The organism is Gottfriedia acidiceleris (genome assembly GCF_036421055.1).
GTDB classification, from domain to species: Bacteria; Bacillota; Bacilli; order Bacillales; family Bacillaceae_G; genus Gottfriedia; species Gottfriedia acidiceleris_C.
Genome location: NZ_JAZGQS010000010.1, coordinates 87,807 through 101,233 on the forward strand (window position 1 = coordinate 87,807; position 13,427 = coordinate 101,233).

The following is a 13,427-nucleotide window of genomic DNA, read 5'->3' on the forward strand; positions in this document are numbered from 1 at the left end:
ATTAGTTTTACCTCCTAGACATGAAATTAAACTTATATGTAGAGAACACGGACTTAGTATATTTAAGTGTAGTATTGAACGAAAAAACATTTTCATTCAATATAATCCAAAAAGCAGTTAAAATAGAGGGTATCTTAAAGTTAAGGGGAGAAGTATGTGAAGAAGTTATATGGAGCTTTGTTTTTATTAAGTATTATTTGGAGTACATCTTTTATATTTATTAAGCTCCTTTTAGACGATATAGGACCAGAAGCAATTGTATTTTATCGCTGTTTCTTTGGTGCTATGACATTATTAATTATTATGTTAATAAAAAAGGTAAAGATTGATTATAAAAATTTACCGAAAATGAGTTTAATTATTGTCATCTCATTATTTAATCATGCTATACCGTGGCTTTTTCTTTCTTTTAGTGAGACGCATCTGCAAAGTAATGAAGCGGCAGTATTAAATGCTTTTACGCCAATTGCAACACTCATTATTGGATATTTTTTCTTTTCTCAAAGAATTCATAAGAAACAATGGATTGGACTTATGATTGGGATCATTGGACTTATGATTATGATGAATCTTAATCCATCTACAATTTTCTCCGATAATATAATTTATTCAATACTAATGCTATTTGTTACTTTTTGTTATGGGCTTGGATCGCATTTAACTAAAAAGTATCTACAAAAAATTGATGTAATGATTGTTTCATTTTTAACCTTAGGTATTTCTAGTGTTTTCGGCTTTTTTTATATGCTCGTTTTAGGTAAAGGCACATTAAAACCCTTTGTTAATCTTGAAGTTTTTAGTGGTGTGTTTGGACTAGGCGTTATATGTTCGGGGTTGGCATATTTATTATTTTATTATATGGTTAAAGAGGGAAGTGCAGAATTTGCAACTATGGTTACTTATATAGTACCTGTATTTGCATCTATTTGGGGATTTTTCTTTTTAAATGAGCCTTTATCTTTAAAAATGATTTTAGGACTGTTAATCGTACTTCTAGGAGTTTTTATTACGAATAGTAAACAGAAGTCAAAAATGAATAACTCAAATGCAAATGCAGTGTCTTAGTGAGGGGAGAATAATATGACTAAACCAATCGTTTTTTTTGATATTGATGGAACGATTTTAAATCATGATAAAGTAATTCCGGAGAGTACAAAGAAAGCAATTTCGGAACTTCAAAATAAAGATATTCACGTAGCGATTGCAACTGGTCGTGCGCCATTCATGTTTAAAGATATTCGTGAAGAGTTAAATATAAATAGTTTTATCAGTTTAAATGGACAATATGCTGAATTTGAAGGTGAAGCTATTCACAAACATGCCCTACATCCCGAACAACTTCATCAATTTACTCAAAAAGCAAAGGAACTAGATATTCCGCTAATTTATTTAAATAACGAGACAATGAAAGCGTCAATTGATTCACATCCTCATATAAAAGAAGCGATGTCATCGATTAAAATGCAACACCCTGAAGTTCAGCATGATTTTTATCAAAATCGTGAAATTTACCAAGTATTACTGTTCTGTGAAGAGCATCAGGAGCCGTTTTTAACTGATGGATTTAATGATTTTAATTTTATTCGCTGGCACGAGTATTCGTCAGACGTCTTACCAGTTGGAGGTTCTAAAGCGAATGGAATACTTCAAATGGTAAACCATCTTGGATTTGATATGCAAAATGTAATCGCATTTGGTGACGGATTAAATGATTTGGAAATGATTGAAAAAGTTGGTATGGGTATCGCCATGGGTAATGCTGTAGATCCACTTAAAAAATTAGCTAACCATATTACAACGAATGTTGATGAAGATGGAATTTTAAACGGTTTAAAATGGGCAGGACTACTTTAAGTCTGAAAGAGCGATTGGGTTTCCAATCGCTTTTTTTTATTTTCTCTCTAAAGGTAAAGCACCTTCTGGAGGTGAAAAAGGATTTGTTTTATTAATACGATCATAAAACATTACTCCATTTAGATGGTCAATTTCATGCTGGAAGCAAATTGCTGGTAAACCTTTTAATCGGATTTTTACATCTCCTAATCTCGTGTCAAAACCAGTGACTGTTATTCTCGCATATCGTGGAACATATCCAGGAACATCACGATCAACAGATAAGCAGCCTTCACCTCCGGATAAATATACTATCTCAACAGAATGACTTATAATTTTAGGATTTAATAATGCATAACTATATAAATTACCTTGTAAGTCAGTAACATGAACACCTATGGCTCTTTTAAGAATTCCAATTTGTGGTGCAGCTAATCCAATACCTGATCGTAGACCGTATTCGGCAGCTATTTCTGGAGTCTGACTATTTATAACATACTCTAATAATGAATTAGCTAAATTAATATCCTCTGCTGATGGAGGTAAGCTTACTTCACTCGAGACTTCCCTTAATCTAGGGTCGCCTTCTCGAATTATATCTTTCATTGTAATCAAATGAATTTCACTCCTGTCTAATATTTCTTAATCATAAGTATGTACTATTCACTAGTATTATTAATTTAGTCTAACAAATCTTTTTTAAATTGTCAGTCACAAGCAGGTAGATTGGAAAAAGGAGCGATAAATTATCGCTCCTTAAAGTTTGTGGTTATACATTAATAATAGAGGCTTAACTTGTGTGAATTATAAAACGAAAGCTGCACCAACGATAATTAATAAAATGAATAGAACAACGATTAATGCGAAACCGCCGTAACCGCATCCGCATCCACCGTAACCATAACCAGGGTATCCACCTTTTCCACCGTATCCGTAACCGTACATATAATAACCTCCCTTTAAACTGTTTCCGCATCTAGCGGATACTACAAATTATGAAAAACTACATAAAGTGTGTGGGTATGTGACCAGATTATTTTTTAGGACGTATAAAAAGTGTGAAATGATGCAACATGGAAATAATAATGAAAAAAAATTGGGTGAAATTATGTATAAAAAATTCAATCCTTTATTTCTTGTAATAGTCATTCTCTTTATCATATGTTCGGGTTGCACTTCTCAAGGAAAACAAAAGAATTTAGTCATAAATCAACTAGCGGAAATTGCAAATATGGAACAGAAATTTCAAAAAGCTGGAGAACGTATTCAAAAACTGGAAATAAAAGAATTGGAGTATTATGAAAAAATTTATTTATATAAAATCAGCGAAGTAAATAAAAGACAAGATTCGGCTAAACAAGCAATTAATTTATTAAATGAACGGAAAGAACGAGTTAACGAAGAGTCAAAATTAATTCACGATATAGACATAAAAATTAAAGAACTTCAAACAATAAATATTGAAACGAAGGATGCACAGTTTCGAAATGAAGTTAATAACTTTATAAAAACATGGAGAGAAAGAACTGCGTTATACGATAAATTGAATGCAAAATATAGAGATGCAATGGAAACGGATCTTTCAATTTATAACTTATTATCGCAGAAAAAAGTTGATTTAAAAAATGTAAAGAGTGAGACAAAGGATACAAATCACATTTATAAAGATGTCATTAAATATAATGATCAATTAAATCTTTATACTCAAAAATTAAATAATTTACAAAAAGACATATATGAAAAATATGGTAAATAATAGATTGGGACTAGAATTTTTAAATAAAAATCGTTGTAGTACAGTTTAAAATTTATGATAAAAAAAATCCGTTATTAGCTATTTGGGTATAATTTAAAGGAGTTTCTGTTATTGTATAACAGATTGCTGTTTCAAAGGTAGTACAGGGTGAAAATTCTGTGATAAATTTTCCGAAAAATCATGAATAAAATAATACAACAAAATATTTGACGAGTTTATGAACGTGTTATAAACTGTACTAGTGTTCAATGTTGTACTAGTGTAATACACGAATAATATAAGTACAGATTTTAATTATAAGTTTAAGTTACTTGTAATTACTCTTAAGAAAATACACATGATGGATAAAAAAATAAATCCTCCATAATTAAAGAAGGGTGTGGGTTTTAGTGGCAACTACTACGAAAAAAGTAGCTGGAAAGGAAACAACAGAAATGAAGAATACACAAACTGTTTCTGAATTAATGGATCAAATGCTTCAATTTGGTGATTCAGTTGGAACTCTTCAAATTTTAAATGAAGAGGGCGAAATCGTAAACGAATCAGCGATGCCTGAATTATCAGATGAGCAATTAAAAGAATTAATGAGACGTATGGTATGGACTCGTGTTCTTGATCAACGTTCAATTTCATTAAACAGACAAGGTCGTTTAGGTTTCTATGCTCCTACTGCAGGACAAGAAGCTTCTCAATTAGCAAGTCAATTTGCACTTGAAAAAGAGGACTTTATCTTACCTGGTTACCGTGATGTACCTCAAATGATCTGGCACGGTTTACCATTATATAAAGCATTTTTATGGTCTCGTGGACATTTAGTAGGAAGCCAAATTCCTGAAGATGTTAATGCAATCTTCCCACAAATTATTATTGGTGCTCAAATTATTCAAGCTGCAGGTGTTGCACTTGGTATGAAATTGAAAGGCCAAAAATCTGTTGCCATTACATATACAGGTGACGGTGGAGCTTCTCAAGGTGATTTCTATGAAGGTATGAACTTTGCTGGTGCTTATAATGCTCCTGCGATTTTCGTTGTTCAAAATAACAGATACGCAATCTCAACTCCAGTTTCTAAGCAATCTAAAGCTAGAACAATTGCTCAAAAAGCAATTGCAGTAGGTATTGCTGGTATTCAAGTTGATGGAATGGATCCATTAGCAGTATATGCTGCTACATCAGAAGCTCGTAAACGTGCAGTTAACGGTGAAGGTCCAACATTAATTGAAACATTAACATTCCGTTATGGACCACATACAATGGCTGGTGATGATCCAACTCGTTACCGTACAAAAGATACTGAAAATGAGTGGGAAGCAAAAGATCCAATCGTTCGTTTCCGTAAGTTCTTAGAGAAAAAAGGTCTTTGGACTGAAGAAGAAGAAAATGCAATTATCGAAGAAGCAAAAGAAGCAATTAAAGATGCTATCAAACTTGCTGACCAAGAGCCAAAACAAAAAGTTACTGATTTAATGTCTAATATGTTCGAAACAATGACAAGTAATATAGAAGAGCAATATGCAATTTACAAAGAGAAGGAGTCGAAGTAAGTCATGGCGCAAATGACAATGATTCAAGCTATCACAGATGCATTACGCGTTGAAATGAAAAACGATCCAACTGTAGTAGTGTTCGGGGAAGACGTTGGAGTAAACGGTGGTGTATTCCGTGCAACTGAAGGTTTACAAGCAGAATTCGGTGAAGCGCGTGTATTCGATACACCACTTGCTGAATCAGGAATCGGCGGATTAGCAATCGGTCTTGGAATTGAAGGCTTCCGTCCAGTACCAGAAATCCAATTCTTCGGATTCTTATTCGAAATTATGGACTCAATCGCTGGTCAAGCAGCACGTATGCGTTACCGTACAAGCGGTCGTTTTACTTCACCAATTACTTTCCGTTCACCGTTTGGTGGTGGGGTTCATACTCCAGAAATGCACGCGGATAGTTTAGAAGGATTAATGGCTCAAACTCCTGGTTTAAAAGTAGTTATTCCATCTACACCTAAAGATGCTAAAGGTCTTTTAATTTCATCAATTCGTGATAATGACCCTGTTATCTATTTAGAGCACATGAAATTATACCGTTCATTCCGTGAAGATGTACCTGAAGGTGAGTACACAATCGAATTAGGTAAAGCAGATGTTAAACGTGAAGGTAAAGATGTATCTGTATTTGCTTACGGTGCAATGGTTCACGCTGCATTAAAAGCTGCTGAAGAATTAGAAAAAGATGGCGTATCAGTAGAAGTTGTTGACTTACGTACTGTTCACCCATTAGATATCGAAGCAATCGTTGCGTCTGTTGAGAAAACTGGACGTGCAGTAGTTGTACAAGAAGCACAAAAACAAGCTGGTATTGCTGCGAATGTAGTTGCTGAGATTAATGATCGTTGTATCCTTTCATTAGAAGCACCAGTTGTTCGTATTACAGCAGCTGATACTGTTTATCCATTCTCAGAAGCGGAAACAGTTTGGTTACCAAACCATAAAGATGTAGTTGAAGGTATTCAAAAAGTTTTAAACTTCTAATTTAGTTTATAACAAAAAATAGTGGAAGGTATTTGATGAAATCATCAATACCTTTCTTACATTATTGATAAAATATTTTAAAAAATTAATTTAACTTTGTTCGGAGGTAGAAATCTGTGTCAAACTCAGTGGCAAGTCTATTTGAATTTAGATTACCAGATATCGGTGAAGGTATTCACGAAGGTGAAATTGTAAAATGGTTTATTAAAGCAGGCGACGAAGTGAATGAAGATGATATCATTTGTGAAGTTCAGAACGATAAATCAGTAGTAGAAATTCCATCACCTGTAAAAGGGAAAGTATTAGAAGTATTAGTTGCTGAAGGTACAGTTGCAGTTGTAGGTGACGTATTAGTACGTTTAGATGCACCTGGTTATGAAAACATTAGCTTCAAAGGACAACATGCTGAAGAAGCTCCAACTACTACTCCAGTACCAGAAGCTGCTGAAGCAGTTCAAGCAAAAGTACAAGAATCTTATGAGCAAAGTGAACCAAAAACAGATGCTGCACCACTATCACCTGTTGCTGCAATTGAACCAAAAGCTCATGTAATCGCAATGCCATCTGTACGTAAATATGCTCGCGAGAAAAACGTAGATTTACGTATTGTACCAGGTTCAGGTAAAAATGGCCGTGTAACAAAACAAGACGTAGATGCTTTCTTATTAGGTGGAGTAGCACCAGCTGCTGCAGCACAAACAGAAGTTGCTGTTGAAGTAGTAACAGAAGCGCCAACACAAGAAGCTCCTAAAGCTATGCCAATTCCAGAAGGAGCATATCCTGAAACTCGTGAAAAAATGAGTGGAATTCGTAAAGCAATCGCTAAAGCAATGGTTAACTCTAAACATACTGCTCCTCACGTAACATTAATGGATGAAGTAGATGTAACGAAACTAGTTGCTAGCCGTAAAAAATATAAAGAAGTTGCAGCTGCACAAGGTATCAAATTAACGTTCTTACCTTATGTTGTTAAAGCATTAACTTCTGCATTACGTAAATTCCCAGCTTTAAATACATCAATCGATGATGCTACTAGCGAAATCGTACACAAACATTACTATAACATTGGTATTGCTGCAGATACTGATAAAGGTTTATTAGTACCAGTTGTTAAAGATGCTGATCGTAAAGCAATCTTCTCAATTTCTGCTGAAATTAATGAATTAGCTACTAAAGCTCGTGATGGTAAGTTAGCTCCTGCAGAAATGAAAGGTGCTACATGCACAATTACTAATATCGGTTCAGCTGGTGGACAATGGTTTACTCCAGTAATTAACCACCCTGAAGTAGCAATCTTAGGTATTGGTCGTATTGCTGAAAAACCAGTAGTATTAAATGGAGAAATCGTTGTTGCTCCAGTATTAGCGTTATCATTAAGCTTTGACCACCGTATTATCGATGGTGCAACTGCTCAAAACGCATTAAACCATATTAAACGATTATTAAATGATCCAGAATTATTATTAATGGAGGCGTAAGATAAATGGTAGTAGGAGATTTTGCAATTGAACTAGATACGGTCGTTATCGGTGCCGGTCCTGGTGGTTATGTTGCAGCAATTCGTGCAGCACAACTTGGACAAAAAGTTGCTGTTATTGAAAAAGGTAATCTTGGTGGGGTATGTTTAAACGTAGGTTGTATTCCTTCAAAAGCATTAATTACTGCAGGTCACCGTTATGAAACAGCTAAGCATTCTGACGACATCGGTATTACAGCAGAAAATGTAAAAGTTGATTTTACAAAAGTTCAAGCTTGGAAAAGCAGCGTAGTTGATAAATTAACTGGCGGTGTAGCTGGCTTATTAAAAGGAAACAAAGTTGAAGTTATTAAAGGTGAAGCTTACTTTAATGATGCTAACACTCTTCGTGTAATAACTGAAGAATCAGCTCAAACTTATACTTTTAACAATGCAATCATCGCAACAGGTTCAACTCCAATCGAAATCCCAGGTTTCAAATGGAGCAAACGTGTAATCGATTCAACAGGTGCATTAAACTTACCTGAAATTCCAAAAAAATTAGTTGTTATTGGTGGCGGCTATATTGGTATGGAATTAGGTACTGCTTATGCTAACTTTGGTACACACGTAACAATTCTTGAAGCTGGTGACGAAATCTTAAATGGTTTTGAAAAATCTATGAGTTCAATTGTTAAACGTGGATTAAAGAAAAAAGGTAATGTAGATATCGTAACAAAAGCGTTCGGTAAAGGCGTAGAAGAAACTGCAGATGGCGTGACAGTTAAATTCGAAGCTAATGGCGAAATGAAAGAAATCGAAGCTGATTACGTATTAGTAACAGTTGGACGTTTCCCGAACTCTCGTGACATGGGCTTAGAAAATGTCGGTGTTGAAATTAACGAACGTGGTGTTATTACTACTGATAAACAAGCTCGTACAACAATTAAGAATATTTACGCAATTGGTGATGTAATTGCTGGACCTCCATTAGCACACAAAGCTTCTTATGAAGGTAAAATTGCTGCTGAGGCGATCAGTGGTATGTCAAGCCAAATCGAATACTTAGCAATCCCTGCTGTAGTATTTACTGATCCAGAATTAGCAACTGTTGGTTATACTAAAAAACAAGCAGATGAAGAAGGATTAGCTGTTAATGTAGCAAAATTCCCATTCGGTGGAAATGGTCGTGCATTATCTCTAAATTCAACTGATGGATTCGTACAATTAGTTTCTCGTAAAGAAGATGGAGTACTAGTTGGTGCTCAAGTTGCAGGTGTAAATGCTTCAGATATAATTTCTGAGCTTGGTCTTGCAATTGAAGCTTGCATGAGCGTTGAAGATATTGCTCAAACAATTCACGCTCACCCAACATTAGGTGAAATCTCAATGGAAGCAGCAGAATTAGCGATGGGTCATCCAATCCACGTTCTAAAATAATGCTTTTTAAAAAAATAGAAGACCTTCATTAAATTGAAGGTCTTTTTGTGCGACGGGCAGTCGCATAGGGTGCTGACCTAGTCAGCGCCCTTCAATTATTTTATTTAAGAGTAAGACCCCGCAAGAAAGCGAGGATCATGTAGTGGAACTAAAACAAGATCATACTTATATAATTGACTACATTTTTTAAAATAGATAACTACTGTTGAGATTGATTTAAAACGCTTCATTTAAAGCCTTAAGTAGTTATTTAAACATTGATACATTAATCACTCTAAAATCGCAAAATAACGAATAAAACGACGGTCTAAAACCTCCTATTTGCTAGGAGGTTTTTTTGCATGATTAGGGCATGTCTCGCATAACGTTTAAAAAACAAACTTTCTAGTATTTGATGAGTGATTGGTGGGAGTATTGATGCGAAAACAATTAATAGTATTAATAATACATCAACTATTTTGGGTAGGATTTTCTTTTGTTTTATTCTTATCGAAAAGGGATCAAATCTATTCAAAAGTCATATTGTTTCTTGTATTCTTTTACCAGCTTTATTTAATTGCAAAATACGTTGGAAACACAAGAAAAGCAAGTATTATTATTACTTGCTTTTATGCTTCGATATTTTTCTTTTGTCAGGCGATTGTAAGTTTATTTTGAATTATCGTTTGTAAAAATACATGATTCGATTGTTAAATAATTCAAGTTTTGCTTCAATTTTTTGAGCTAAATATCTACATAGCTCATTTGCTTTTCCTTTATCACCATAAGTTGAGTTTGGTAACAGTGTAATCACGATATTTTTATCATCTTGAATTGAAACAACAAAATGTTTATAACGAGAATCATTGCTCTGTAAATAAAGTGCATCTTGGTCATCTAACTTTTTATTTGAAATAGTGTAAGGAAAGGAAACCCTTTCATAATTCCAGTCTAATTGTTGACCGATCTTAGTCGAAGATTGTATGTAATCATTTATTAAATTATTTATTAATTCTAAATTTGCTTCTTGGTATTTGGATTTATCTACTAATTGAATGGTAGCTTGTTGAACCATTTTTAAATCTTCCCCCTAAGATGTTTTTATGAAAAACATCACTTTTAATCTTTTTTATCATAACATTATTTTAAATTTTTAGACAAGTATTCGGTATGAATTTAATTTTTTCTTCATATGTATTAACTTACAATACTAAACCGGAGGAGTGGGTGAAATAATGTTTGAGAAATTATATGATGATCACGAAAATGTAAGAGTCCGATTTGTTGGCTTCGTTACGAACGATACAAGATATGATATTGGTATTGTATATACGAACATGTTCTTTGGAAAGCCACTCGTTATCTGTATGCAGTCAAGACAATGCATTGTATTAGATCGACAAGATGTTTCGTTTCCAAATCAGTTAAAATTTTTATGTAAACTAAAAAGTGAGGAAGAGGCAATGGAGCTCGCAGAATATTTAGCTGATTGGTTACCGTCACCAAGTATAGAAGAAAGCTATGAATAAAAAATAAATGTGTTATACTAATTAAATTGTGTTCACTTTATAAAACCCCTTGAATAATCTGATATTAGAAAATTTAAGTTATACTTATTTACCACTTGCGTAAATAAGTATAACACATTATAATGAAATTAGTTAATTGATACAACATTATGAAAGGGGTTACAAAGATGGGAACGTTCGTATGTAAATGTTGTGATAAAACAGTAGGTCATTTCGAGGATGAAAAAGTAACAACTCTTTACGTTAAAAACTGTGAAGAATGTGAACCAACTGATAATGAAGTTTGCTAATTATAATTAATTAAAACATAAAGTCTAATAGTATATTAATAGACATCTATAAATAAGAAATTCCACAAGGGATCGTTTTTCCTTGTGGTTTTTTATGTTTTTAAATAACAAAAAAAGGGAGTTTCAATTAAGAATCTCCCAAATTTCTTTTTACGCAATTTGAGTTTGATCTCCAATTCTTGCAGTTATAACGTCTGATGAAGCTTCTGTCGTTGTAACTGGAATTAATTTTGAATTATCTTTTAAATATTGAGCCATTTCGTTCGAGTCAATTCTAGTATTTAAATTTGTTAAAAAGGCAGAAATCATCGCAAAAGGATATCTATGCATATTTAAATGGTAAATAATCTCATGTAATGAACGTATTCCGATACCATGACCGTAATAATAATTACTTCCCATGGAAACAGTGTTTTCTCCTTGCCATTCTGGAGTCATTGGGTCAACTTCAGGATTTTTTATATAAACAACGTCACCAGGAGCTGGACGATCAACTTCAGCCGTTAAAATAGCTAATTTAGGGTCGTAATTCCAAGTGTATAAATATATGCCTTTATCAAATAGTTGATCAAAAATTTCATAGCCGAAAAGATCTAACAGGGCTTTATAAAATATCATAATGATTGCAGTTGCACATTCTGTTGCGTAAAATTGTCCGTTCCGAAAAATATCATAAATTCCCATGGAAGTTCTTATGCCTGGCCTAAGTCTAAATCCGCCCATTGGTGTGCGAATCCAAAACATAGGATTACAATATGCTCGTCTAAAAACCCTAAATTGCATGCCACTTGTTAATAAATCTTTGGAAGCCTGAAGTATATAAGTTCTAATTGTCAAATCAAAAGATAATTCACGGTCAGATTTATAAATATGAGACTTTTTACTGTTTGTTAAACTAGACAATATTTCTTGATAAAGTTTATTATTTGAATCTTCGCTTTTTTTTAATGAAGCATGAACAATTTTATTATTCACGACTATCAATGAGTCCACATCCTAACGTAAAAACAATTTTTTTCGTGCGATACCAATATAATTACCTTACCTATCATATGCCTATATAATTTAGATGTGATTTAGAATACAAAAAAACTAGGATTCATTTCCTAGTTTCTTCGTGAAAGCTATCGTTTTTTTAATACTTTTAAAGTTAATAAATCTTCGTCTTCTGGGCCTTGAACAGGTAATCCTGCTTCAATATTCTTTTTAATATAAACTAGATTTTCAAGTGTAATTTCTTCTCCAGGTAAAAAGATTGGAATTCCAGGTGGATAAACCATTACAAATTCAGCAATAATTCTACCGACAGAATCCTCAAGTGGAACAGATTCTGTTTCAGAGTAAAATGCATCCCTAGGAGAGACAGCTAAATTTGGAATCGTTGGAATCTCAACGTTTAAATTTGTATTGCGCTCTGAGATTTCAAATTCTGTTACTAATACTTCAAGTGCATGAATTAACTGCTGGATGTCTTCTTCACTATCACCTGGTGTTAAAATGCAAAGAACATTATATAAATCAGACATTTCAACTTCAATATTAAATCGCTCTCTTAACCAAACTTCAACATCATGGCCCGTTATACCTAATTTTTTTACGCTGATTAATATTTTAGTAGGATCAAAGTTGAATGTAGCTTCTTTACCAACTAAATCATAACCAGGGCAATATAAACCATTGATTGAATTAATTTTATTTCGTGCATTATTTGCAAGTCTAATCGTGTTTGTAAGTAATTCTTCACCAACAGATGCTAATCTCTTTCTTGCAACATCTAGTGAAGCAAGTAATAAATAAGATGTTGAAGTAGTTGTTAGCATACTTAGTACAGATTGTACTCTGTGGACATTCACAATGCCTTCTCTTACATTTAAAATGGAACTTTGAGTCATAGAGCCACCTAGCTTATGTACGCTCGTAGCAGCCATGTCAGCCCCTGCTTGCATCGCAGAGATCGGTAATTCGTTATGGAAATGAATATGTACACCATGTGCTTCGTCAACTAATACAGCTAAGCCATGTGAATGTGCTAATTCAACAATGCTTTTTAAATCTGCTACAAATCCAAAGTATGTAGGATTAATAACTAATACTGCTTTTGCATCAGGATTAGTTAAAATAGCCTCTTTTACTGCATTTGTCGTAATACCGTGTGATATACCTAATTCACTATCAATTTCAGGATGAACAAAAATTGGTGTAGCGCCTGAGAAAATGATAGCAGATAAAACAGATTTGTGAACATTTCTTGGAACAATAATTTTATCACCAGGTCCACAAACACTCATTACCATTGTCATAATCGCTCCACTTGTGCCTTGAACTGAAAAAAATGTGTGGTCAGCACCAAAAGCTTTTGCTGCAAGATCTTGTGCTTGTTTTATTTTACCTTTTGGATGATGTAGATCATCTAAAGGAGCAATGTTGATTAAATCGATCGATAATGCATTATCACCAATAAACTCTCTAAATGTAGGATCCATTCCATTTCCTTTTTTATGTCCTGGAATATGGAATTGAATAGGGTTCTTCTTTGCATGTTCTAATAAAGAAGAAAATAACGGCGTTTCAATTTGTTTCATTTAACATACACCCCATTTAATGAATAATAGTGTTTTT

General features: G+C 33.5%; 15 protein-coding genes. 10 read left to right on the forward strand and 5 right to left on the reverse strand.

From position 1 onward, the window contains the following. Positions 1 to 156: 156 nt before the first annotated feature. Both RAH41_RS16055 and RAH41_RS16060 read left to right on the forward strand, forming a co-directional pair. Positions 157 to 1,065 (forward strand): DMT family transporter, encoded by a 909-nt coding sequence (locus RAH41_RS16055; RefSeq protein ID WP_331223886.1) that lies wholly within the window; start codon positions 157 to 159, stop codon positions 1,063 to 1,065. A gap of 15 nt (positions 1,066 to 1,080) precedes the next feature. Then, positions 1,081 to 1,854, forward strand: coding sequence for a Cof-type HAD-IIB family hydrolase (locus RAH41_RS16060; protein ID WP_331223887.1), 774 nt, complete (start codon positions 1,081 to 1,083; stop codon positions 1,852 to 1,854). 36 nt (positions 1,855 to 1,890) lie between these two features. Here RAH41_RS16060 and def read toward each other — a convergent pair whose 3' ends face one another. Both def and RAH41_RS16070 read right to left on the reverse strand, forming a co-directional pair. Continuing rightward, positions 1,891 to 2,448, reverse strand: coding sequence for a peptide deformylase (def, locus tag RAH41_RS16065; protein WP_331223889.1), 558 nt, complete (start codon positions 2,446 to 2,448; stop codon positions 1,891 to 1,893). Positions 2,449 to 2,637: 189 nt separating this feature from the next. After that, positions 2,638 to 2,778: a YjcZ family sporulation protein gene (locus tag RAH41_RS16070; RefSeq protein ID WP_248266500.1), complete on the reverse strand. Its 141-nt coding sequence runs from the start codon at positions 2,776 to 2,778 to the stop codon at positions 2,638 to 2,640. Positions 2,779 to 2,941: 163 nt separating this feature from the next. Between RAH41_RS16070 and RAH41_RS16075 the strand changes: the two genes are divergently transcribed. The 6 genes from RAH41_RS16075 (at position 2,942) to RAH41_RS16100 (ending at position 9,667) form a co-directional block, all read left to right on the forward strand. Beyond that, on the forward strand, positions 2,942 to 3,589 hold the full coding sequence (locus tag RAH41_RS16075) for a YkyA family protein (RefSeq protein ID WP_331223894.1): 648 nt from the start codon (positions 2,942 to 2,944) through the stop codon (positions 3,587 to 3,589). A 464-nt stretch (positions 3,590 to 4,053) separates the two neighbouring features. Next, the gene (gene pdhA / locus RAH41_RS16080) at positions 4,054 to 5,133 is read left to right on the forward strand and encodes a pyruvate dehydrogenase (acetyl-transferring) E1 component subunit alpha (protein WP_331224045.1); all 1,080 of its coding nucleotides are present in this window, start codon (positions 4,054 to 4,056) and stop codon (positions 5,131 to 5,133) included. A gap of 3 nt (positions 5,134 to 5,136) precedes the next feature. Beyond that, positions 5,137 to 6,114, forward strand: coding sequence for an alpha-ketoacid dehydrogenase subunit beta (locus tag RAH41_RS16085; RefSeq protein WP_129689262.1), 978 nt, complete (start codon positions 5,137 to 5,139; stop codon positions 6,112 to 6,114). A 128-nt stretch (positions 6,115 to 6,242) separates the two neighbouring features. Next, positions 6,243 to 7,592 carry a dihydrolipoamide acetyltransferase family protein gene (locus RAH41_RS16090; RefSeq protein WP_419471620.1) on the forward strand — a complete coding sequence of 450 codons (1,350 nt, stop codon included), beginning with the start codon at positions 6,243 to 6,245 and terminating at the stop codon, positions 7,590 to 7,592. A 5-nt stretch (positions 7,593 to 7,597) separates the two neighbouring features. Next, a complete protein-coding gene (gene lpdA / locus RAH41_RS16095) occupies positions 7,598 to 9,010 on the forward strand; it encodes a dihydrolipoyl dehydrogenase (protein WP_331223899.1) in 1,413 nt (470 codons plus the stop codon). A gap of 417 nt (positions 9,011 to 9,427) precedes the next feature. Beyond that, positions 9,428 to 9,667: a hypothetical protein gene (locus RAH41_RS16100; protein WP_331223900.1), complete on the forward strand. Its 240-nt coding sequence runs from the start codon at positions 9,428 to 9,430 to the stop codon at positions 9,665 to 9,667. 1 nt (position 9,668) lies between these two features. On the opposite strand, the gene RAH41_RS16105 is transcribed toward RAH41_RS16100, so the two are convergent. Then, a complete protein-coding gene (locus RAH41_RS16105; RefSeq protein ID WP_331223901.1) occupies positions 9,669 to 10,064 on the reverse strand; it encodes a DUF1885 family protein in 396 nt (131 codons plus the stop codon). 160 nt (positions 10,065 to 10,224) lie between these two features. Between RAH41_RS16105 and RAH41_RS16110 the strand changes: the two genes are divergently transcribed. Together RAH41_RS16110 and RAH41_RS16115 are read left to right on the forward strand one after the other, a co-directional pair. After that, the gene (locus tag RAH41_RS16110) at positions 10,225 to 10,518 is read left to right on the forward strand and encodes a DUF3055 domain-containing protein (protein WP_097975693.1); all 294 of its coding nucleotides are present in this window, start codon (positions 10,225 to 10,227) and stop codon (positions 10,516 to 10,518) included. A gap of 167 nt (positions 10,519 to 10,685) precedes the next feature. After that, entirely contained in the window at positions 10,686 to 10,808 is a 123-nt protein-coding gene (locus RAH41_RS16115; protein ID WP_331223905.1) for a GapA-binding peptide SR1P, read from the forward strand. Between the two features lie 150 nt (positions 10,809 to 10,958). On the opposite strand, the gene RAH41_RS16120 is transcribed toward RAH41_RS16115, so the two are convergent. Both RAH41_RS16120 and RAH41_RS16125 read right to left on the reverse strand, forming a co-directional pair. Then, positions 10,959 to 11,783, reverse strand: coding sequence for a protein-glutamine gamma-glutamyltransferase (locus tag RAH41_RS16120; protein ID WP_331224046.1), 825 nt, complete (start codon positions 11,781 to 11,783; stop codon positions 10,959 to 10,961). A 149-nt stretch (positions 11,784 to 11,932) separates the two neighbouring features. Beyond that, the gene (locus RAH41_RS16125; RefSeq protein WP_331223907.1) at positions 11,933 to 13,390 is read right to left on the reverse strand and encodes an aminotransferase class I/II-fold pyridoxal phosphate-dependent enzyme; all 1,458 of its coding nucleotides are present in this window, start codon (positions 13,388 to 13,390) and stop codon (positions 11,933 to 11,935) included. Positions 13,391 to 13,427 lie beyond the last annotated feature (37 nt).

Coding starts and splice junctions, on each gene's coding strand:
- RAH41_RS16075 (WP_331223894.1), top strand. CDS start 2,942: ATGTATAAAAAATTCAATCCTTTATTTCTTGTAATAGTCATTCTCTTT.
- RAH41_RS16110 (WP_097975693.1), top strand. CDS start 10,225: ATGTTTGAGAAATTATATGATGATCACGAAAATGTAAGAGTCCGATTT.
- pdhA (WP_331224045.1), top strand. CDS start 4,054: ATGGATCAAATGCTTCAATTTGGTGATTCAGTTGGAACTCTTCAAATT.
- RAH41_RS16105 (WP_331223901.1), bottom strand. CDS start 10,064: ATGGTTCAACAAGCTACCATTCAATTAGTAGATAAATCCAAATACCAA.
- RAH41_RS16060 (WP_331223887.1), top strand. CDS start 1,081: ATGACTAAACCAATCGTTTTTTTTGATATTGATGGAACGATTTTAAAT.
- RAH41_RS16115 (WP_331223905.1), top strand. CDS start 10,686: ATGGGAACGTTCGTATGTAAATGTTGTGATAAAACAGTAGGTCATTTC.
- RAH41_RS16100 (WP_331223900.1), top strand. CDS start 9,428: ATGCGAAAACAATTAATAGTATTAATAATACATCAACTATTTTGGGTA.
- RAH41_RS16085 (WP_129689262.1), top strand. CDS start 5,137: ATGGCGCAAATGACAATGATTCAAGCTATCACAGATGCATTACGCGTT.
- RAH41_RS16125 (WP_331223907.1), bottom strand. CDS start 13,390: ATGAAACAAATTGAAACGCCGTTATTTTCTTCTTTATTAGAACATGCA.
- lpdA (WP_331223899.1), top strand. CDS start 7,598: ATGGTAGTAGGAGATTTTGCAATTGAACTAGATACGGTCGTTATCGGT.
- RAH41_RS16070 (WP_248266500.1), bottom strand. CDS start 2,778: ATGTACGGTTACGGATACGGTGGAAAAGGTGGATACCCTGGTTATGGT.